This window comes from Oceanobacillus sojae (assembly GCF_007991515.1).
Lineage (GTDB): Bacteria > Bacillota > Bacilli > Bacillales > Amphibacillaceae > Oceanobacillus > Oceanobacillus sojae.
In genome coordinates this window covers 176,518-199,007 of the sequence record NZ_BJYM01000001.1, presented here as the reverse complement: position 1 = coordinate 199,007, position 22,490 = coordinate 176,518, and the positions used below count along the sequence as shown (strand labels likewise).

General features: G+C 38.5%; 18 protein-coding genes and 1 other annotated feature. Of the genes, 17 read left to right on the top strand and 1 reads right to left on the bottom strand.

Annotation, left to right across the window (positions count from 1 at the left end; all coding sequences use genetic code 11):
- The first annotated feature begins 41 nt into the window (after positions 1-41).
- The 11 genes from OSO01_RS01015 to mtnN all read left to right on the top strand — a co-directional run bounded on the left by OSO01_RS01015 (position 42) and on the right by mtnN (position 11,075).
- Complete coding sequence (locus tag OSO01_RS01015) at positions 42-1,106, top strand: AI-2E family transporter (protein ID WP_147207873.1); 1,065 nt, start codon at positions 42-44, stop codon at positions 1,104-1,106.
- Positions 1,107-1,249: 143 nt separating this feature from the next.
- Positions 1,250-1,455 (top strand) — a binding site (T-box leader).
- Between the two features lie 461 nt (positions 1,456-1,916).
- Positions 1,917-4,559, top strand: a complete 2,643-nt coding sequence (gene alaS, locus OSO01_RS01010; RefSeq protein ID WP_147207872.1) for an alanine--tRNA ligase — start codon at positions 1,917-1,919, stop codon at positions 4,557-4,559.
- A gap of 94 nt (positions 4,560-4,653) precedes the next feature.
- Positions 4,654-4,923: an IreB family regulatory phosphoprotein gene (locus OSO01_RS01005; RefSeq protein WP_077603128.1), complete on the top strand. Its 270-nt coding sequence runs from the start codon at positions 4,654-4,656 to the stop codon at positions 4,921-4,923.
- On the top strand, positions 4,920-5,345 hold the full coding sequence (ruvX, locus tag OSO01_RS01000) for a Holliday junction resolvase RuvX (protein ID WP_147207871.1): 426 nt from the start codon (positions 4,920-4,922) through the stop codon (positions 5,343-5,345). Before OSO01_RS01005 ends, ruvX begins: the two co-directional genes overlap by 4 nt.
- The gene (locus tag OSO01_RS00995) at positions 5,345-5,620 is read left to right on the top strand and encodes a DUF1292 domain-containing protein (protein WP_077603126.1); all 276 of its coding nucleotides are present in this window, start codon (positions 5,345-5,347) and stop codon (positions 5,618-5,620) included. Before ruvX ends, OSO01_RS00995 begins: the two co-directional genes overlap by 1 nt.
- Positions 5,621-5,872: 252 nt before the next feature.
- A complete protein-coding gene (gene mltG, locus OSO01_RS00990; protein ID WP_147208067.1) occupies positions 5,873-6,991 on the top strand; it encodes an endolytic transglycosylase MltG in 1,119 nt (372 codons plus the stop codon).
- A 234-nt stretch (positions 6,992-7,225) separates the two neighbouring features.
- Entirely contained in the window at positions 7,226-7,864 is a 639-nt protein-coding gene (locus tag OSO01_RS00985) for an O-methyltransferase (RefSeq protein ID WP_147207870.1), read from the top strand.
- 21 nt (positions 7,865-7,885) lie between these two features.
- The gene (gene udk, locus OSO01_RS00980; RefSeq protein WP_147207869.1) at positions 7,886-8,524 is read left to right on the top strand and encodes a uridine kinase; all 639 of its coding nucleotides are present in this window, start codon (positions 7,886-7,888) and stop codon (positions 8,522-8,524) included.
- A 209-nt stretch (positions 8,525-8,733) separates the two neighbouring features.
- The gene (gene greA, locus OSO01_RS00975) at positions 8,734-9,210 is read left to right on the top strand and encodes a transcription elongation factor GreA (RefSeq protein ID WP_077603122.1); all 477 of its coding nucleotides are present in this window, start codon (positions 8,734-8,736) and stop codon (positions 9,208-9,210) included.
- 446 nt (positions 9,211-9,656) lie between these two features.
- Positions 9,657-10,373 carry a YrrS family protein gene (locus OSO01_RS00970; protein WP_246144995.1) on the top strand — a complete coding sequence of 239 codons (717 nt, stop codon included), beginning with the start codon at positions 9,657-9,659 and terminating at the stop codon, positions 10,371-10,373.
- Positions 10,374-10,385: 12 nt separating this feature from the next.
- The gene (mtnN, locus tag OSO01_RS00965) at positions 10,386-11,075 is read left to right on the top strand and encodes a 5'-methylthioadenosine/S-adenosylhomocysteine nucleosidase (RefSeq protein ID WP_147207867.1); all 690 of its coding nucleotides are present in this window, start codon (positions 10,386-10,388) and stop codon (positions 11,073-11,075) included.
- A 101-nt stretch (positions 11,076-11,176) separates the two neighbouring features.
- Here the strand turns inward: mtnN and gltC are convergent, their stop codons facing one another.
- A complete protein-coding gene (gltC, locus tag OSO01_RS00960) occupies positions 11,177-12,070 on the bottom strand; it encodes a glutamate biosynthesis transcriptional regulator GltC (RefSeq protein ID WP_147207866.1) in 894 nt (297 codons plus the stop codon).
- A 120-nt stretch (positions 12,071-12,190) separates the two neighbouring features.
- Between gltC and gltB the strand changes: the two genes are divergently transcribed.
- From gltB to OSO01_RS00930, 6 genes are all read left to right on the top strand, one after another.
- Complete coding sequence (gltB, locus tag OSO01_RS00955; protein ID WP_147207865.1) at positions 12,191-16,765, top strand: glutamate synthase large subunit; 4,575 nt, start codon at positions 12,191-12,193, stop codon at positions 16,763-16,765.
- Positions 16,758-18,254 carry a glutamate synthase subunit beta gene (locus OSO01_RS00950; RefSeq protein ID WP_147207864.1) on the top strand — a complete coding sequence of 499 codons (1,497 nt, stop codon included), beginning with the start codon at positions 16,758-16,760 and terminating at the stop codon, positions 18,252-18,254. The genes gltB and OSO01_RS00950 overlap by 8 nt, the downstream gene beginning before the upstream one ends.
- Positions 18,255-18,440: 186 nt before the next feature.
- Entirely contained in the window at positions 18,441-19,352 is a 912-nt protein-coding gene (spoVK, locus tag OSO01_RS00945; protein ID WP_147207863.1) for a stage V sporulation protein K, read from the top strand.
- A gap of 89 nt (positions 19,353-19,441) precedes the next feature.
- Positions 19,442-20,683, top strand: coding sequence for a GTPase HflX (gene hflX, locus OSO01_RS00940; protein WP_147207862.1), 1,242 nt, complete (start codon positions 19,442-19,444; stop codon positions 20,681-20,683).
- Between the two features lie 4 nt (positions 20,684-20,687).
- The gene (locus OSO01_RS00935) at positions 20,688-21,929 is read left to right on the top strand and encodes a methionine gamma-lyase family protein (protein WP_147207861.1); all 1,242 of its coding nucleotides are present in this window, start codon (positions 20,688-20,690) and stop codon (positions 21,927-21,929) included.
- A gap of 115 nt (positions 21,930-22,044) precedes the next feature.
- Entirely contained in the window at positions 22,045-22,452 is a 408-nt protein-coding gene (locus OSO01_RS00930) for a MerR family transcriptional regulator (RefSeq protein WP_281289808.1), read from the top strand.
- The last annotated feature ends 38 nt before the right edge of the window (positions 22,453-22,490 follow it).

Genomic DNA, 22,490 nt, shown 5'->3' with positions numbered 1-22,490 from the left:
CAGCCTCTTGGTTACACTACCATGGACTGGGAGTGATTCTTATGTGGAAAAAAATAAAAGCGAAGCAAGTTGTCTATTACTTAGTAATTGCTATCCTTTCCTTTATTCTTTTATATTTTTTAGCGATTACAAAACCCTATTATGGAGCATTTTTTTCCTTTATTGGTAAGTTGTTGCTTCCTTTTTTAATTGCGGGGATTTTGGCTTTCCTGCTGCATCCATTGATTGAATGGCTGCATAGGTACCGTATTCATCGCGGCATAGCAGTGCTAATTATTTATGTCCTTTTTTTTGGAGGTGCCGGCTATGCTATCTATCGTGCTTATCCATTAATGGTGGAGCAGATGAAGGAAATGAGCCGTAATTTCCCTGAATTTATTGAGCTGTATCAGAACGGGTTAAATAAAATGTACACTTCTACTTCTTTCCTGCCGGAGACAGTACATGACAGGATGGATATATTCATTCAATCCTTAGAGAACACGATGAACAATTTTTCAGGGAAAATCATCGGTGGATTTAATGGAATGATGGACGCTGTCATACTCTTGACCATAATTCCTGTTCTAGTATTTTATTTCTTAAAGGACTATCCTTTTATTAAATCATTTCTATTACGTTTTATTCCTTATAAATATCGGAATGAAACTGGAAATGTATGCAGGGAAATAAGTAAGGGGCTGGGCGGCTATATTCGTGGGCAGTTCATTATCAGTGCAGCAGTTGGTGTTATCTCTACCCTATGCTGGATTTGGTTAGATTTACCATACGCTTTATTGTTGGGAATTATTCTGGCAATCGTGAACATCATTCCCTATTTCGGGCCTATTATCGGGGCCATTCCAGTCGTAACAGTTGCTTATATGGTACAGCCGGAAAAAGCGTTATTCGTTATTATAATTATCTTTGTGATTCAATTGATCGAAAGCAATCTATTATCTCCGTACATTATGGGGAAAACAGTGAAAATTCATCCAATCGGTATCATTTTTGCCTTGTTATTGGGTGGACAGCTTTCCGGTGTAATAGGCATGGTAATTTCTGTTCCTGTTTTTACAATGTTAAAAGTACTGATTCAGCAATATCAAATTTCAAAAGCCGGTTAAGCTGAAACACATGCTTATCCACAGTGTAACTGGCAGTATGACTTCTACACTAAGAATTTGATTGCAAAGAAGAAAAATTGACATACAGCAGAAAAATCAATATAATAACGCTATAATCACACAAACAACAAAAAATAATCACGCAAATCACGTTGAAGATGTTAAGTACATGACATGATATTTCAAGAGAGGGAATCCCCCGGCTGAAAGGACTCCTAATTATATTGTTATGGAAAGCTGCATTGGAGTACGGCTAATCCCCGTCGGTATCATACCGTTATAATGAATAAAGTGATGAACATATAATTTGTTCATAATAAGGGTGGTACCGCGAAATCTCGTCCCTGCAATGATGCAGAGAGGAGATTTTTTGTTTTGTACTGTCTAGCTCCGAGCACCAAACTTTAGAGATTTCACGTCACGCCCTACGATAAAGAAGACTTAGCGATTGTCAAGCCGCCAGGCGTAGACAGAGGTAAAGTCGCACTTATGCCCGGGAGGGTGAAAAGAAGACTTAGCGATTGTCAAGCCGCCAGGCGTAGACAGAGGTAAAGTCGGGACTGGGACTGCGATTACTCGTCCCATCAAAACCGCCGCACTTATGCCTTGCGGGTGAAAGTCAATATCGGTTTAAAGTGAAGGAAGACCGACTAAAAGCAGGCTGAAGCCTAACGTCGGCATACCCCTAAAGGGGCATGTTTCCTTTATCTCCTAAGTAAAGGAAAACCACCCCCAAAAGACCGGGGGGCGTAATCTCTACGTTTTTTAACGGGCGCGGCTTGCGCTTTTCTAAAAAGGAGGAAAAATATAATGAAATCATTGAGTTCTGCAGAAATTCGGCAAATGTTTATTGACTTTTTTAAAGAGAAGGGGCATCAGGTAGAGCCCAGTGCTTCTTTAGTACCTCATGATGACCCTACGCTGTTATGGATTAATAGCGGTGTGGCGACATTAAAAAAATATTTTGATGGCCGGATCATTCCTGATAATCCAAGAATAGTGAATGCTCAAAAAGCTATACGGACAAATGATATTGAGAATGTTGGTTTTACAGCTCGTCATCATACATTTTTTGAGATGCTGGGTAATTTCTCAATTGGTGATTATTTTAAGGAAGAAGCGATTGAGTGGGCATGGGAGTTTCTAACGGATGAAAAGTGGATTGGCTTTGATTCAGAGAAATTATCTGTTACTGTTCATCCGGAAGATGATGAAGCTTATGATCTTTGGCTTACAAAAATAGGTCTGCCAAAAGAACGCATTATTCGATTAGAAGAGAATTTCTGGGATATTGGAGAAGGACCAAGTGGACCAAACACAGAGATCTTCTATGACAGAGGAGAAAGCTATGGAAATGACCCTGCTGATCCAGAGCTTTATCCAGGCGGTGAAAACAGCAGATATTTAGAGGTCTGGAATCTGGTATTTTCTCAGTTTAACCATAACCCGGATGATACGTATACGCCACTTCCTAAGAAAAATATTGATACAGGGATGGGCCTGGAACGATTAACTTCCATTATTCAAGATGTGCCTACAAACTATGAAACGGATTTATTTATGCCGATTATCCAGGCAACGGAATTGATCGCAGACAGCAAATATGGAGAAAATGAAGCGGCTGATACCGCATTTAAAGTCATTGCTGACCATATCAGGACAGTCAGCTTTGCAATTGGAGATGGTGCGATGCCGTCTAATGAAGGCAGAGGTTATGTTTTGCGCCGACTGATTCGCCGTGCTATACGTTTTGCGAAGGATATTAATATTCATGAAGCTTTTATGTACCGCCTGGTTCCGGTAGTAGCTGAAATCATGAAGGATTTCTACCCAGAGGTTGTAAAAGAAACAGACTACATTCAAAAAATTATTAAAGTAGAGGAAGAACGTTTCCATGAAACTTTAAATGACGGTTTAGAAATCCTGACGAAGCTCATTGAGACGGAAAAAGAAAAAGGAAGCAGTATATTTCCTGGAGAAGAAGTATTCCGTTTATATGATACCTATGGTTTTCCAAAGGAATTAACAGAAGAATATGTTGAAAAGCTTGGATTTACAGTGAATCAGGAAGGCTTTGAAAATGAAATGAAGCTTCAGCGTGAAAGAGCAAGAAATGCACGTCAAAAAATTGACTCCATGCAGGTTCAGGATACAGTCTTTTCAACTATTGATGTAGAAAGCAAGTTTATTGGATATTCTGAGCTGGAAAGAACAACAGTTATTCAAGCAATTATTCAGGAGAAAGAAGTTGTGGAATCAGCAGCTGCTGGACAGGAAGCATTTATTCTGTTGAAAGAAACACCATTCTATGCTGAAAGTGGCGGTCAAGTTGCTGATATTGGTACGATTCAGACAGAGAATTCTCTTGCTGCAGTTATAGATGTACAAAAAACACCAAACGGCCAACATATTCATCGGATAGAAGTAAAGAAAGGCATATTCTCCGTTTCTGAGGAAGTAAAAGCTGTCGTTGAACGGGAGTTCCGTACAAATGTCATTAAAAATCATACAGCTACACATTTACTGCATCAGGCATTAAAAGATGTACTCGGTTCACATGTTAATCAGGCAGGTTCTTTAAATCAGCCTAACCGTCTCCGGTTTGATTTTTCTCATTTCAGCAGTGTAACCGACGAGGAACTGGAAAAAATCGAAAAAATTGTGAATCAAAAAATATGGGATTCATTGCCGGTTTTCATTGAAACCAAAGGAATTGAAGAAGCTAAAGCAATGGGTGCGATGGCGTTGTTTGGGGAAAAATACGGAGATATTGTCCGTGTTGTTCAAATCGGCGATTACAGTATTGAATTATGCGGCGGATGTCACGTTGGTAATACAGCAGAAATCGGATTGTTTAAAATTGTATCAGAAAGCGGTATAGGTGCAGGAACAAGAAGGATTGAAGCTGTAACAAGCAAAGAAGCATATAACTATTTAAACAACAAGATTGAACTGTTGAAGCAGTCTGGCGCATTATTAAAAGCAAAAGATGAACAAATTCCTCAAAAAGTGTCTTCGTTACAATTGGAATTAAAAGAGACACAAAAGCATGTAGATTCTTTACAAGCTAAATTATCTAATTTAGAGGCATCTTCTATTTTAGATGAAATAAAAGAGGTAAATAATGTAAAAGTATTAGCTAAACAAGTTGATGTGAAAGATATGAATCAATTACGTTCGATGGTAGATGAATTAAAACAAAAAATAGAATCAGGTGTAATTCTGCTTGCAGCTGTGCATAATAATAAAGTACAGCTTGTTGCAGGGGTAACAAAAGATTTGATGAAACAAAACCTTCATGCCGGTAACCTGGTAAAACAGGCTGCAACAATTTGTGGCGGCGGCGGCGGCGGCCGTCCAGATATGGCACAAGCTGGGGGTAAAGACCCATCTAAGGTTACAGAAGCATTACAAAGTGCTTTAAGTTATGTAACAGAAGCGACAAATGCCTAATCATTGGTTGTATGTTTTCTTGTAAATAAGTATAATGATAGAGATAAACATGTTAGAATAGATGAAGAAGGTTAACGAAGGACGAGGTGTCATTATGAGTTCAATTGATAAAACAATGAAATTCAACTTTTCCGAAGAACCATTTGACCAGGACATTAAAAAAATTTTATTGACTGTTCATGAATCATTACAGGAAAAAGGATACAATCCGATAAATCAGATTGTCGGTTATTTATTATCGGGTGACCCTGCTTATATTCCTAGGTATAATGATGCTCGTAATTTGATTCGTAAAGTTGAACGGGATGAAGTTATTGAAGAACTTGTAAAGTTTTATCTAGAACAGAATAAGGAGAATTCATGAAAGTAATAGGTTTAGACGTAGGTTCAAAAACAATAGGTGTTGCAATTAGTGACGCTCTTGGCTGGACAGCACAAGGACTAACCACTATTTATTGGGATGAGAACGAGTTCAGTTCTGCGGATAAAGAACTTCAAACCATTATAGAGGATAGTGAAGTATCCCGGGTTGTTGTTGGTCTGCCTAAAAACATGAACGGTTCGATTGGCGAAAGAGGCGAAGCTTCAGAGCGTTATGCTGCTTATTTGGAAGAAAAATATAATTTACCTGTTGTATTATGGGACGAGCGTTTAACGACAATGGCGGCTGAACGTGTTCTTTTAGAAGCAGACATGAGCCGGAAAAAAAGAAAAAAAGTAATTGATAAGATGGCAGCTACAATGATTTTGCAGGGTTATCTTGATTCAAAAGGAGGCGTTATTTAATGGCGTTAGAGGAAAAAGAACGAATTATTATCCCAGATGAAAACGGTGATGAGCATCTTTTCGAAGTACTCTTCACATTCGATGTGGATGAAACTGAACAATCTTATATAGCTGTCGTACCTGCTGAACAGGCAGAGGATGAAGAGGTAGAGGTGTATGCATTCCGCTATGAGGAACAGGAAAATGAAGATTACACATTATACCCTATTGAATCTGACGATGAATGGAATATGGTAGAGGAAATGTTAAACACATTAGCAGAAGAAGAAGAGTAAAAAAAAGATAAGAAAGCTGATGTTCACGTTTTGTGACATCAGCTTTCTTTTACGATGTCTTTATTTTTTTACAAGTCTGGCTTTAAATAATATTAACCTTTCTATGTCTGCAAAAAATATATTTTTCTCCAAAATTCCTTATGAAAATAAAAATTTCTGTTTAAAATAAAGAAGTATGAAATAAAATAACAGGAATATTGGATAATTTTATATGGATTTAGTATAATAAAGCGGATGAAAGGGGGGTACATGGTGTCAAAAGATGACAAACATAATGGATTCCAGAAGAATCTTATAAAAAGAGGAGAAGAAGCATCTAAAGTTAGAAAAATTGTAGCAATTATTATTGTGTGTTTTACTCTTATTATAATAATCGGCGGTATCTCAGGATATATATATATTAATTCGGCATTGGAGCCCGTTGACGAAGATAACTCAACCCAGGTAGAAGTGGAAATTCCGATAGGATCTTCCAGCTCAACGATAGCTGGTATTCTTGAAGAAAATGGAATTATAAAAGATGCACGTGTGTTCCGTTTCTATACAAAATTTAATAATGTGAACGAATTCCAAGCTGGAAACTATACTTTTAATACAGCGATGAATATGGATGAAATTATTGAATCATTGCAGCATGGAAGAGTTATTGTTGATGCTGTACATACTGTAACAATTCCTGAAGGATTGACAGTTGATCAAATTGCTGAGATATACAGTAAGCAGCTTGATTTTTCCAAGGAAGATTTCTTAGAGGTTGCTAATGACCCTGATTTTATTGAAGAATTAATGGGAAAATATCCTTCCTTATTAACGGAGGATATTTTAGATGACGAAATTCGTACTCCTTTAGAAGGGTATATGTTTGCTTCGACATACGATTTTTATGAAGAAGAACCAACCATTGAATCGATAATAGATCGTATGGTCGAACAAACAAATTCTATTTTCCAGCAATATGAAGGTGAAATTGCAGAGCGGGATTTAACACCGCACGAAGCGATAACATTTGCATCGGTTGTGGAGAAGGAAACTGCCCATGAAGAGGAGCGGCCGCAAATTGCCGGTGTATTCTATAATCGTTTGGATGAAGGTATACAGCTGCAGACTGATCCAACCGTATTATATGCAAAAGGTGAACATCAAGCTGTTGTTACCTTTGAGGATTTAGAGGTAGAGTCACCATATAACACATATGTAGTTGATGGTTTACCAATAGGCCCAATATCGAATTTTGCGGAAAACTCTTTGAAAGCAGTGGTGTCTCCAGAAGATTCAGATTACCTGTTTTTCTTACATGATGAAGATGGAAATATTCACTTTGCTGAAACGTTTGACGAACATGTTAAGAACCGGGAAAAATATATAAATTAAAGAGTGTGTTCAAATAGATGATTAGAAGTGTCAGCTTGAACAACCCTTAAACGGACTTATGGAGAATTTCCCCATGTTCCGTTTTCTTTTTTACAGATTAGGAAAGTATAGAATTTATGGGAATGCTGAGGATCAGCACACTCTCTGTGCGGGAAAATGAATATGCTTTTTTTGACCATGAATAAGCACATATAGAATAAATTTAATGCTTTGCAACTTAAAGGAAATGATGAAATGGATAAAAAAATAGAAAATTACCTGGAAAACTTGCTGCCTGCTTCACCGGATTCTGCAAAAGCGCTTGAAAAATATGCAGAAATAAATCATGTTCCAATCATTCATCGAAACAGCATGCATATGATTAATCTTGTTTTAACCATGCAGCAGCCTGAATCTATTTTAGAGGTAGGTACAGCAATTGGCTACTCTGCATTGCGAATGTTAGAGGGAGCACCAGATGCCAAAATTATTACCGTTGAAAAAGATAAGAAACGTTATTATGAAGCTATTACAAATATTCAAAAGCAGAAGCGTAATAGCAAGGTCGACGTAATCTTAGGTGATGCTGCTGATGTCATGCAGGATTTAGCTGAAAAGAAGAAACAGTTCGATGTTATTTTTATCGATGCTGCGAAAGGGCAATACCAATCTTATTTTGACTTGGCAGATAGAATGCTCATTTCTGGCGGTATATTAATTACAGATAATGTATTATTTCGCGGGATGGTTTATTCAGGTGGAGAAGCGCCTAAAAAATATAAAACTTTAGTGCGAAAATTAAAAGCGTACAATGAAATGCTAATGAATCATCCAGATTATCATACGTCTATTATACCGATTGATGATGGTGTTTCCATTAGCTATAAGAGATGAGAAATGTAAGGAGATAATAGCATGGAAAAAGATAAACCCATTGTAATAGGCGTAGCCGGCGGGAGCGGGAGTGGAAAAACTTCAGTAACAAAATCTATCTGCAACCGTTTTAAAGAGACGTCAATACTAGTTATTGAACAGGATGCATACTATAAGGATCAGTCGCATCTCCCATTTGAGGAAAGGTTGAAAACAAATTATGACCATCCATTAGCGTTTGACAATAATTTATTAGTAGAGCATCTGCAACAATTGCTGGAATATAAACCTATAGAAAAGCCGGTTTATGATTATAAAGTCCATAACCGTTCAAAAGAAACGATTCATGTTGAACCGAAAGAAGTAATAATTGTTGAAGGAATATTGATTTTGGAAGATGTCAATCTGGTTGATTTAATGGATATAAAAGTATTTGTTGATACAGATGCTGATTTACGAATTGTCCGTCGCCTGTTAAGAGATATTAAAGAGCGCGGCAGAACGTTAGAATCAGTAATTGATCAATATATTCAAGTGGTTCGTCCGGCTCATATGCAATTTATTGAGCCGTCGAAAAGATATGCAGATTTAATCATTCCAGAAGGCGGAGAAAACCATGTTGCAGTAGATATTATGGCATCTAAAATAGAAAATATCTTAATAAAGAATTCAAATAGGTAATTATTTTTCTTGATATTTTAGGTAATATCTGCCATAGTATTGATTAGTATATTTTCAAGAATTAGCACATAAGCTATATAGCCAATTTTATTAATTAATTTATATACATGGGAAATAAGCGGCAGGTTAGTTTTTAAAATCAGTTTTGAGTCAAAAATATGCTGCGTTTATCCCTGAAAAGAAATGATACGAGAAGGAGTGTATAGAAAATGGCTGCAGAAAAAAGCTTTTACATGACACAAGAGGGGAAAGATAAGTTAGAGGAAGAACTACATTATTTAAAAACAGACCGTCGGCAAGAGGTCGTTGAAAGAATAAAAGTGGCTCGTGATTTTGGAGACCTGTCTGAGAACTCTGAATATGATGCTGCTAAAGATGAACAGGCATTTGTAGAACAGCGTATTACACAAGTAGAAAAAATGATCCGCAATGCAGTAATTATCGAGAATGATAATGAAAACCCAGATGTTGTTTCATTGGGTAAATCAGTTACTTTTATTGAATTACCTGATGGTGATGAAGAAACTTACACAATTGTTGGAAGTGCAGAAGCTGACCCATTTGAAGGGAAAATCTCCAATGATTCGCCAATGGCTAAAAGTTTGTTAGGGCAGGAAATTGGACAGGAAGTTACAGTAGCTACACCTGCCGGAGATATTGAAGTACGAATAACAAGTGTAGATTAAAAATTGGAAAGCGTTTGCTTAGCAGTTCTTTATTCTGAATCTTAAATGATGTATAGTAAGCGCTCTGATTAGAGAATGGATTTTCAAGAACTTATACTTAAGTAATAACAAAACTTACAGCTGCATTAATTAAGCTGTAAGTTTTGTTATTACTGATAAGATATGTGTAACATCCTCGAATATATACATTTTTGTTCAAGGATTGTCATATTCAGCTGCCTGCTTTTTTTATTCCTAAAACGTTAAAAATCAGAGAATCTGTACGAATAGTATTACATAGTTGAATTTTTAATATATAGTAAAATCCTCATCTTCACTTTGTTCTATCAATACTTTAGTTTATAGAAGAAACAAACAGCATTTTTATGCTAAAATTGAATAGACAAGGATTGTTAAACTCGATATGATAGTATAATACAAATAGTTGTAGTTAGGGGGAGTACTTGGTGAATCAAACAAGATCAAACAAATTTGAAAAAAGAAGAAAAAATACAAATGCAATTACCATTCTATCCATTGCTGCAGGAGTCGTTTTAGTGGTCTTCCTTGCGATATGGGTATTTGGCGGAAACGATACAGCTGATGAAGGTACTGAATCTGATGCATCTGAAAATACGTCCGAGGGAGATAATGGTGAAGAAGGCGGCGGAGAAGATGATAATGGCTTTCTAATAACTGATCCTGATTCAAATGATGAAGATAAAAATGATAATGAGGATGCGAATAGAGACGAAGAAAATGAAGATGAAGATAAAGACGAGGATGCGTCCAAAGAAGATGATGACAACGAGGACGAAAATGAAGAAGATAATTCATACGAAGACAGGGAATCTGCTGAACCATCAGATGATAATGTTTCAGAAGCATATACTGGCGACTGGGATCCTGTAGGTACAGAGCAAGAAGGAGAGCATAATACAGACTTTAGCAATGGATCTCAGGATCGTGTTGAAATAAAAAAAGCAACCTCCTTGGTTACTGGTTTAAGTGAAGATGGTATGATAGAACATTGGGTTGGAAATAATGGCCCTGACAAAGTAATTGCCACGGTTTCTGATTCAAGCAGCTCAGAGTTTTATCGTGTGTTCTTAGATTGGGTAGACGGGGAAGGCTGGCAGCCGACAAAGGTAGAAAAGCTGATTGAAAACGATGCAGGACAGTAATGGAGGATGAAGATGACGATAGGAATTATTGGAGCAATGGATGAAGAAATTGAATTGCTGAAACAAAAAATGACAGATATACAAGAAATCGAAATTGCAAATAGTTATTTTTATCAAGGTTATCTGGAAAGAAAAAAAGTTGTTCTTCTGCTGTCGGGTATTGGAAAAGTAAATGCGGCAATGTCCACAACTATCCTGCATGAACGATTTAATCCTGATAAAATTATTAATACAGGATCTGCTGGAGGGTTTGCTGAAAATTTGGATGTAGGTGATGTTGTTATTTCCACAGAGGTATTACATCATGATGTAGATGCAACAGCATTCAGTTATGATTATGGACAAGTTCCCGGCATGCCGGCATCCTATACGGCCTCACCAGAATTGGTTAAATTAGCAGGCGGAGTTATTCTGGAATCAGATATCCAGGCAGAATTTGGTATTATAGCAACAGGTGATTCATTTATGCAAAGAGAAGATCAAATAGCTGTTGTCCGCGAACGGTTTCCGGAAATGCTGGCTTTAGAAATGGAAGCTGCTGCAATTGCGCAAGTATGCTACCAGTATAAGACACCGTTTGTTATTATTCGGGCACTGTCCGATATTGCTGGAAAAAAATCATCTGTTTCCTTTGACGTATTTTTAGAAAAAGCTGCAAAGAATGCAGCAGATGTTATTATAAAAATGGTTCGTAAATTATAGATTATAAGAGAGTTTTTAAACAGGCTTCTATTTGAAAAACAAATAGAAGCCTGTTTTTATATCTGCTATCTATCATTTTAAGCGATGTTTTTCATTTTTCTTTATTCCCCAACCCCAAAATAATCCTGAATAAAATTATAAAAAACCATTTCAGAAGGGGCGAGATTACGGTTTTTTGGAATAATAATCCCGACTGTCCGTTTTAAAGGGGAGTTATCAATCGCTACTTTAGAACTGTAAGCAGTGTTTAAATCATTAAAAGCACTTTCTGGAAGCAAAGTAATCCCCATTCCGGCTGCTACAAGTCCTTTAATAGCATCTAAATCCTCGCCCTGAGAATAAATATTTGGTGTGAAGCCTGAACGGATGCAAAAATCAATAACAAGCTGGTGAAGTACATATCCTTCAGGAAACAACACGAAATTTTCATGTTCTAAAGCTTGTGCAGAAATTTTTTCTTCTGCAGATTTAGGATGAGAACTGGGAATAAGGGCATAAAAATTTTCCATAAAAAGAACCTTGCCAATAATATCAGGTTGATTATCGGGTACAGGACCAAGAAAGGCTAAATCAATTTCTCTGTTCCTGACTGCCTCAATTAAAAAATTATAAGAGCCCTGTCTTAATTGAAATCGGATATTTGGATAGCTTTTCTTAAAAGCTGATAGTACGGTTGGCAAGAGGTTGCTTGCCAGACTTGTTGGGAATCCGATTTTTATCGAGCCGCGTTCAGGATCCAGATATTCATCCACCTGCTTTTTCGCATAATCCAACCCCTTTAAAGCAGATTTTATATGTGTTAAGAATATTTTTCCGATAGATGTTAAATGTACATTTCTCCCGACCCTTTCAAAAAGCTGCACTCCTAATTCATTTTCTAAATTTGAAATTTGCCGGCTGATTGCCGACTGGGCAACGTGCAGTTCCAATGCAGCCTCTGATACATGTTCCCGTTCTGCTACCGCAACAAAATATTTCAATTGACGCAGTTCCATATTTCCACCTCATATCAAAATTAGATTAATATTATGTTTATTATATATTGTTTGGATAGATAAAAAAACATAAAATGTATCTTACCCACTTTTAATGTATACGGAATGGAGGAACACAGAATGGTATTTCATAATTTGCCAAAAGCGCAGGGGCTATATCAACCGGATTTTGAACACGATGCCTGTGGAATTGGCTTATATGCACATATAAAAGGAAAACAGACTCATGACATTGTTACAAAAGGATTGAGTATGCTTTGTAAGCTGGAGCATCGTGGCGGACAGGGCAGCGATCCAATGACTGGTGATGGTTCTGGATTAATGGTACAGATTCCTGATCAATATTTCAGAAGAGTATGTCGGGACTTTAAGCTTCCACCAGCTGGAGAATATGCGGTTGGCATGGTCTTTCTTTCTCAAAGCGAGCAGGAACAGCTTGAAGTAATGGAAAAAGTAAATGCTTTAATTACTCAAGAAGGGCAGCAGTTAATTGGCTGGAGAAGCGTACCCGTTAACTCGTCTTGTATTGGAAAGGGGGCAGTTGAAACACTTCCGGAAATTAAACAAGTATTTATTCAAGCAAATGCAACTGCCGATGAAATGGATTTTGAGAGAAAGTTATATGTTATCCGTAAGCAAGCAGAGCATTGGGCAGAAGAAAGAAATATTCGTTTTTATGTTCCCAGCCTTTCCAGCAGAACAATTGTATATAAAGGCCTGCTGACTCCAGAGCAGGTAAATGGATTTTATTTAGAATTACAGGAAGCAGATTTTATTTCCGCTTTCTCACTCGTACACTCCCGGTTCAGTACAAATACATTTCCATCATGGGAAAGGGCGCACCCGAACCGTTATTTAATCCATAATGGCGAAATTAACACATTACGTGGAAATGTGAATTGGATGAGAGCAAGAGAAAAACAATTTGTTTCTGACGCATTTGGTAATGATTTAGAAAAACTGTTGCCAATTATCCGGAGTGACGGCAGTGATTCAGCAACACTGGATAATGCGCTGGAATTTTTAACTTTGGCAGGAAGAGAGCCTGCGCATGCAGCGATGATGCTTATACCTGAGCCTTGGGATAAAAATGAACATATGAGACAGAAAAGACGTGCTTTTTACCAGTATCACAGCCTAATGATGGAGCCCTGGGACGGACCGACATCCATCACTTTTACGAATGGAAAGCAAATTGGGGCTATTTTAGACAGAAATGGTTTGCGGCCGGCAAGGTATTATGTAACAAAAGATGATTATATTATTTATTCCTCCGAAGTTGGTGTGATTGATGTAGAAGAGAGTAATGTTTTATTAAAAGAACGGTTGAGTCCGGGGAAAATGTTATTAGTAGATATCGAGCAGGGAAGAATTATTTCTGATGAAGAAATAAAATCGGCCATTACAAATGAACACCCTTATCAGAACTGGGTGGAGGAGCAAACTATAACACTGGACCCAGAGGTTGACGAAAGCAGAGAAATGGACCCGCAATTGTTCCATAAACAGAAAGCATTCGGTTATACTCTGGAGGATATTGAAAAGTATTTAATTCCGTTGGTGCAGGATGAAAAAGATCCAATCGGAGCCATGGGAAATGATGCTCCATTAGCTGTTTTATCGGAGCGTCCGCAAAGTTTATTTAATTATTTTAAACAGCTCTTTGCCCAGGTAACGAATCCTCCAATTGATGCTTATCGCGAACAATTAGTGACCTCAATGCTGACGTGGCTCGGAAGTGAAGGAGATATTCTTCATCCGGAAACAGAAAAGAAAAAACGGATACGATTAGATTCACCTATTTTATCAAATGTACAAATGAGAAAGATAGTAAATAATGAAATCAATGGTTTACAGACAGCAATTATTGATACTTTGTTTACGGATAATATGGAAGCGGCGTTAAATCAAGTATTTGAACAAGCAAGAACTGCTATTCTGAATGGGAAAAATATTCTTGTGCTGCGTGATACAGAAATGGATCAAGAGCGAAAAGCAATACCCGCATTACTGGCGGTAAGCGGGCTGCATCAATATCTAATCCGTGAAGGTATCCGTACGAAAGCAAGTATCATTATCCAGTCAGGTGAAGCGCGTGAGGTACACCATTTTGCAGCAATGCTTGGCTACGGCGTGGATGCGATTTACCCATATCTGGTTTATCAGACATACCAGCAGGCTTTCGAATCTGGCCAATTGGCTTTAAATCCAAAAGAAGCTCAGGCAAGATATATTGCAGTTGCTACGGAAGGTATTATCAAAGTAATGTCCAAAATTGGGATTTCGACTGTGCAGAGTTATCGTGGTGCACAAATTTTTGAAGCTGTCGGGATCAGTAAACAGGTTATAGAAGAACATTTTACCGGGACGGCTTCACAAATTGATGGAATTGGACTTGATGTGATACAGCTGGAAACAGAAAAACGTCACCATGAAGGATATCAGGAAGCAATTAGTCAGCTGCTTGATTCAGGAAGTGATTTTCAGTGGCGCAAAACTGGTGAACATCATGCATTTAACCCCTCTACAATTTATAAATTACAATGGTCTTGCCGACGAGGCGATTATAAGCTGTTCAAGCAATTTTCTAAAGAATCGAATGAAGAACGTATCGGCTTTTTGCGAAATCTATTTGATTTCAAGAAAACAGAACCTATATCCATTGAAGAAGTAGAATCGGTTGAATCTATTGTCAAACGCTTTAAAACAGGTGCGATGTCATTTGGTTCTATTAGTAAAGAGGCGCACGAAACATTGGCGATTGCGATGAATCGTCTCGGCGGTAAAAGTAACAGCGGAGAAGGCGGGGAGGACAAATCTCGATTTACTCCTGATGCCAACGGTGATTTGCGTTCCAGTGCAATTAAACAGGTAGCATCCGGCCGTTTTGGAGTGACAAGCAACTATTTAGTAAATGCAAAAGAGCTGCAAATAAAAGTAGCGCAGGGAGCAAAACCTGGTGAAGGCGGTCAGTTGCCGGCCGAAAAGGTTTATCCATGGGTTGCTGATGTACGGAGATCAACACCGGGCGTTGATTTAATTTCTCCTCCGCCGCATCATGATATTTATTCTATTGAAGATTTGGCGCAGTTGATTCATGATTTGAAAAATGCTAACCGAAAAGCCAGAGTAAGTGTTAAGCTGGTAGCAAAATCAGGCGTTGGGACGATTGCTGCAGGGGTAGCTAAAGGAAATGCCGATGTTATTTCTGTTGTCGGTTATGATGGCGGAACAGGAGCATCACCCAAAACAAGTATTAAGCATACTGGTCTTCCATGGGAATTAGGATTAGCAGAAGCACATCAGACATTAATGTTAAATGGTCTTAGAGATCGGGTTATTTTAGAAACGGACGGTAAGCTGTTAACTGGAAAAGACGTTGTAACTGCAGCATTGCTTGGAGCGGAAGAATTCGGATTTGCTACAGCACCACTAGTTGTTGTCGGCTGTGTGATGATGCGTGTCTGTCATAAGGATACCTGTCCAGTTGGTGTCGCAACACAAAATCCGGAGCTTCGTAAAAAATTTACCGGAGATCCAGATCATGTTGTGAATTATATGCAATTTGTCGCTGAAGAAGTTCGTGAAATTATGGCAGAGCTTGGCTTCCGGACAATGGATGAGATGATTGGCCATACCGAATATTTGGAAAGATCCCATCGTGCGGATACACATTGGAAAGCGAAATATCTTGATTTATCAACCTTGGTCTATCAGCCGGAAGGCACGAAAAGAAATACAGCCGGGCAAGATCATCAGTTAGACCAATCCTTAGATTTAAAAGAAATTTTGCCTGTCGTTCAAGACGCATTAGAGACAGGGGAAGCAATGCAAGCAAGCTTTCCGATTAGAAATACAGACCGTGTTACCGGTACAATTGTCGGCAGTGAGCTTACTGCGAAATACGGGGAACAAGGCCTGCCGGAGGATACAATTAATTTACATTTCACAGGATCTGCCGGCCAGAGCTTCGGTGCTTTTATCCCATCAGGTATGACAATGACAGTTACTGGTGACGCCAATGATTATGTTGGTAAAGGGCTTTCCGGTGGTAAAGTGATTGTTCGTGCTCCAAAGGATTCAACGATTAATCCAAGTCATAATGTTATTGCAGGAAATGTGTCATTCTATGGTGCAACAGGTGGAGAGGCATATATCCAAGGCTATGCGGGCGAGCGTTTTGCAGTCAGAAACAGTGGCGCAAAAATAGTTGTAGAAGGTGTTGGTGATCATGGCTGTGAATATATGACAGGCGGTCGGGTTGTTATCCTTGGAAACGTCGGCAAAAACTTCGCTGCTGGAATGTCGGGTGGTATCTCTTATATAAGACCAGACGATATTTCTGCATTTAAGTCCTTGACAAATACGGCAATGATCCAGTTTGAAGAAATAACTGATCTAAAGGAACAGGAGGAAGTGAAGGATTTAATTATTAATCACTTGGATTACACGGACAGTGAAAAAGCAGCATTTATCTTAAAGAACTGGCAGGAAGAAGTAAAGAAATTTATAAAAGTTATTCCAACAGATTATAAATTAATGCTTCAGCAGATTGAATGGTTTAAAGAGCAAGGCTTAAGCTTAGAAGAAGCTCGTTATGAAGCATTTATGGCAAAGAAAAATCAAAAAATGACTGTGAACTTAGATAAAGAATCTATCATCAGGAATGAGAAAGGAGCCAGAGTAAATGGGTAAAGCAACAGGGTTTATGGAAATTAAAAGAAAAACTGCAAGTGAGCGTGAACCGCTGGAACGGATGAAAGACTGGAAAGAATACGCTGGCTCTTTTTCTGACAATTCAGCAAGAGAACAAGGGGCACGCTGCATGGATTGCAGTATTCCCTTTTGTCATATTGGTATGGAAATAGAAGGAGCAACATCTGGTTGTCCTGTCTATAACCTGATCCCGGAATGGAATGATCTTGTATACAAAGGCAGATGGAGAGAAGCATTAGACAGGTTGATGAAAACAAATAATTTCCCTGAATTCACCGGCAGAGTCTGTCCGGCACCATGTGAAGGTTCCTGTACAGTAGCGATTCATGATCCTGCCGTAACAATTAAAAATATTGAGCAGAAAATTATTGATAAAGGCTTTGAAGAAGGCTGGATTGAGCCGAGAATTCCTGATGTACGTACCGGAAAAAAAGTTGCTATTATTGGGTCGGGTCCAGCTGGATTAGCAGCAGCGGATCAACTGAATCAAGCAGGTCATGAAGTGACGATTTATGAACGCGCTGATCGTGCCGGCGGATTATTAACATATGGAATTCCTAATATGAAGCTGGAAAAAAGCGTTGTTGAACGACGTATTCAGCTACTTCGTCAGGAAGGCATTCACTTTGTTTTAAATACAGAGGTAGGCAAGGATATTTCAGCAGGAAAAATCAAAGCAAACTTTGATTCTGTTATTCTCTGTACCGGTGCCCAGAAGCATCGTGATCTGCCTTTAGAAGGCAGAGATGGAAAAGGAGTACGCTTTGCAATGGATTATCTGACCCGCTCAACGGAGAAACTCCTTGATAATAATATTGAATTGGAAGATGAATTAAACGCTGATGGAAAAGATGTTATTGTTATTGGCGGTGGAGATACTGGTGCAGATTGCATTGCAACGGCAATTCGTCAAGGTGCTAAAAGTATTGTACAATTCGGCAAGCACCCACAGCTCCCAATTAAACGGGCTGAAAAAAATCAATGGCCGGCTTATCCGCAGGTATTCAGTTTAGAATATGCGCACAAAGAAGCGAAAGAAAAGTTCGGCAGGGATATCCGTGAATACTCTATTCAGACGCAGAGGTTTGTAACAGATGAAAAAGGAAATCTGAAAGAGCTGCATACCATTCAAATGGAGAAAAGACAGGATGAAAATGGCGTCTTCTTTTTCGAGGAAATACCCGGAACAGAAAAAATCTGGCCGGCACAGCTTGTTTTAATTGCTATTGGATTTGAAGGTGCTGAAGAGCCCGTTTTAGATGCTTTTGGGGTGAAAACAATGAGAAATCGTGTGCTTGCAGCATACGGAAAGTTTTTAACAACAGAAGATAATGTGTTTGCAGCAGGAGATGCGCGCCGCGGTCAGAGCTTAATTGTCTGGGCGATTAATGAGGGGAGAGAGGTAGCTTATCAGGTTGATGAATATCTAATGGGAGCTACTTCCTTACCAACTGTTGCGAATATGTAAGAAAGCAGAATAGCTTTATAAAAACCCGAATTCGTTCTCTGGCGTCTTCGGGTTTTTATATACTCAGAGCTTTACATATAATATTAAATGATTTCTTAAAACATAAGCTATTACGAATCTATAGGCATTTGTCACCCCTTTTCAGTTATCTGCGTATATTGTTAATGAATAAGGGGTGATGAAGAATTGGCACAAGCGGAAGGTTATAAAAATGGCCGTATTAATATCATTTTACACGAGAATACACAGCAGCCCGGCAGAGAGGTCCGTGTAAAAAAGCAAAAACATTCGCCACTTGAAATAATAGATAAAGAATTTGCATCTTTTGTCGGCTTAGATGATTTAAAAACGTCTATTAAAGAAATCTACGCAAATATTCTTATAAATGAAAAGAGGAAGGAGCAAGGTTTAAAAAGTTCAAAACAGGTTCTTCATATGCTGTTTAAAGGGAATCCTGGAACAGGAAAGACAACGGTTGCCCGAAAATTAGCAAAGCTCTATCATAATATAAATATTCTCTCCAAGGGCCATTTTATCGAGGCAGAACGTGCGGATTTAGTAGGGGAATACATTGGGCAGACAGCACAAAAAACAAGAGCCGTCATACAGAAGGCGATGGGCGGTGTTTTATTTATTGATGAAGCATATTCCTTATCACGAGGCGGGGAAAAGGATTTTGGCAAAGAGGCAATTGACCTGCTGGTAAAACATATGGAAGACTCAAGAGAGGATATAGTATTGATTCTTGCAGGTTATCCCCGGGAAATGGATCGTTTCCTTACAATGAATCCTGGTCTTGAATCCAGATTTCCATTTATTTTAGATTTCGATGATTACTCTGTTGATGAATTATTAAATATTGGTAGCCGAATGCTTACGGAAAGACAATATCAACTATCTAAGCCGGCAGAATGGAAGCTTCGCAATCATTTAACAAGAAAACTCCGGGAGGATACAATTAATTTTTCTAACGCAAGATATGTAAGAAACGTAATTGAAAAAGCAATACGTATGCAGGCAGTTCGATTACTGACCTCAGAACAGATTGTATCCAGGGATTTAATTATTTTAACAGAGCAGGATTTGTTGCTAGAATAGAAATAGTGGGTATGATATATATAGGGCATTTTTTTCGCATCAGGAAAGCAAAAAAATTATGTACCAAAGCTATAAGAAAGAGGTAGGCTATGACATTAGAAAATGTATTAGTAATTTCGGTTAACCAATCCCAAAAACCAGAACGTCAATTTCAATCTTCTTTAGATGAATTGATCTCTTTGTGTAAAACTGCCGGGGGTCGGGTACAGCATGTGATTACGCAAAATCGGGACCGTGTCCATCCAGCCACTTATATCGGTGAGGGGAAGCTTCAAGAGGTTGCCCGGATTGTAGAGACGGAGGAAATTGATTTAGTTGTAGCTAATAATGAGTTATCGGCTGGTCAAGTCCGCAATTTAGCAGATGTACTGGATGTTCGTGTTCTTGACCGGAGTCAATTAATATTGGATATTTTTGCAATGCGTGCACAAACAAAGGAAGGGAAGCTCCAAGTAGAATTGGCTCAATTGGAGTATCTGCTTCCCCGTTTGCATGGACAAGGGGCAAATTTATCAAGACTGGGCGGTGGAATCGGGACAAGAGGTCCGGGAGAAACAAAATTAGAAACAGACCGCCGGCATATTGAAAGAAGAATCTATGATATAAAACGTCGTTTTCAATTAGTAGTGAAGCAGCGCGATCAGTATAGAAAGCGGAGGAGAGCAAACGATGTCTTTCAAATTGCCATTGTGGGTTATACAAATGCCGGAAAATCGACTATTTTTAATCGTTTGACAAATAGCCAGTCGTTAGAAGAAGATCAATTATTTGCGACTTTGGATCCACTTACCCGTCGCATTCAATTGCCCAGCGGATTGAAAAGTTTAATCACGGACACGGTAGGCTTTATTCAAGATCTCCCTACTGCACTTATTGCAGCGTTTAAATCAACTCTGGAGGAAGTGAGGGAAGCAGACTTTCTATTGCATATAGTGGATATTTCTGATCCTGATTTATCACAGCAGCAGGAAACAGTCCGTAAACTTTTAACTGAATTAGATGCCGGCCATATCCCTGTATTGACTGTTTATAATAAAAAGGACCAGCTGAAAGCAGATTTCTTTTTTGCTAATCAATTCCCTAATATTCAAATCAGTGCATTGAAAGAAGAAGATTTACAAACATTATTAGCAAAAATAGAAGAGGTATTAAAGGAAGAATGGGATTTATTTGACATTGTATTAGATTCGAGTGAAGGAGATTTAATATATCAGCTGCAATCTGCTGCGTTAGTAGTTAAAAAAGAGCTGCTGGAAGAAACAAATCAATTTCATGTTCAGGGTTATGTCAGAAAAGATCATCCATTTCACCGTTTTGTAGAGGAGAAGTAAATAAATGCATGCAGAATCACTAGTTATAGAAGCAGAAAAAGATTGTTTGGAAGGTCATCAGTATATTCAAGAAATTGTAGAGAAAAATCAAAGACGTGTCCTGGAGGCCTTCAGGAATCATCGGATCAGCGATACACACCTGCAGGGAACAACAGGCTATGGATACGATGATTTGGGCAGAGAAGGATTAGAAGCAGTATATGCCGAAGTATTTGGCGGAGAAGATGCCGTTGTACGTCCGCAAATAGTTTCCGGGACACATGCTATTACAACCGCTTTATTCGGTGTACTGCGCCCGCAGGACGAGCTGGTTTACATTACAGGACATCCATACGATACATTGGAGGAAGTAATCGGAAAGCCGGGAAAAGAAGAAGGATCACTCGCCGATTTTCAAATTGGCTATCGCGAGGTTGCTTTAAAAAACACAGGAGAAGTTGATTTTGAAGAGATAAAAAGAAGCTGGACAAAAGAGACAAAAGTAATTGCTATTCAGCGCTCAAAAGGTTATGGTACAAGACCTTCCTTTACAATTGATGAAATAAAAGAAATGATTGCTTTCGTAAAAGAAATAGACTCCTCTGTTATTGTATTTGTGGACAACTGTTACGGGGAGTTTACAGAAATAAAGGAGCCCTTGCATGTCGGCGCCGATTTAATTGCGGGATCTCTTATTAAAAATCCTGGGGGAGGACTGGTACGGGCTGGGGGCTATATTGCGGGTCGCAAAGACCTCATCCATTTATGTGCTAACAGACTGACAGCCCCTGGTCTCGGCAAAGAAACAGGAGCTTCTCTTTGTATGCTTCAGGAAATGTATCAGGGCTTCTTCATGGCTCCGCATACAGTAGGAGAGGCTTTAAAAGGGGCTTTATTTACAGCGCGATTTTTAGAGCTTTCAGGCTTTAAAACATCCCCTTCATATCAGGAAAAAAGAACAGATCTGATACAAACAGTTACATTTAACAGAGACGAGGAAATGATTGCTTTCTGTCAGGCAATTCAAGAGAATTCACCAATAAATTCATATGTAAAACCCTATCCCAGTGAAATGCCGGGTTATGAGGATCAGGTTATTATGGCTGCAGGTACATTTATTCAAGGAGCAAGTATCGAATTATCGGCAGACGGACCAATTCGTCCTCCTTATACAGCCTATGTTCAAGGAGGATTAACCTATACACATGTGAAAATTGCTATTGTCGAAGCTGTGAAAACATTGGAAAATAAAGGTTTAATTTCTTAGCCAACGGGAAAAAGAAAGTAAAGCACGATTTGTATGTTAAAGAACCTAACACTTAATTGACATTAAATCTGACATATTATATACTGAACACATTAACAAAGAAGGGGGTCATCTTTTGAATGATATGGATCGTCGTTCAATGCCCTTATTCTCTATAGGAATAGTAATGAAATTAACCGAACTGACTGCAAGACAAATTCGTTATTATGAAGCAAATGATTTAATCGCTCCAGAGCGGACAAAAGGAAATCAGCGTCTATTTTCATTTAATGATGTAGACAGGCTGCTTCAAATCAAAGATCTCTTAGACAAAGGATTAAATATGGCTGGAATTAAGCTTCTGCTGGATGAAGAGAAAAAAGAAATTCTGGAGGCAGTCCCGGAGAAAAAGAAAAAAACTCCAGCTAATCTGACCGATGAAGAGCTTAGAGGAATTTTAAAGAACGAATTAAATGAAGCAGGCAGATACGGAAAAGCAAGTATGAGACAAGGGGAATTAGCACGTTTTTTTGTGAAACGCTAGTATCAGGTTAAAAAGATTTCTGACTGCACATCCAATGT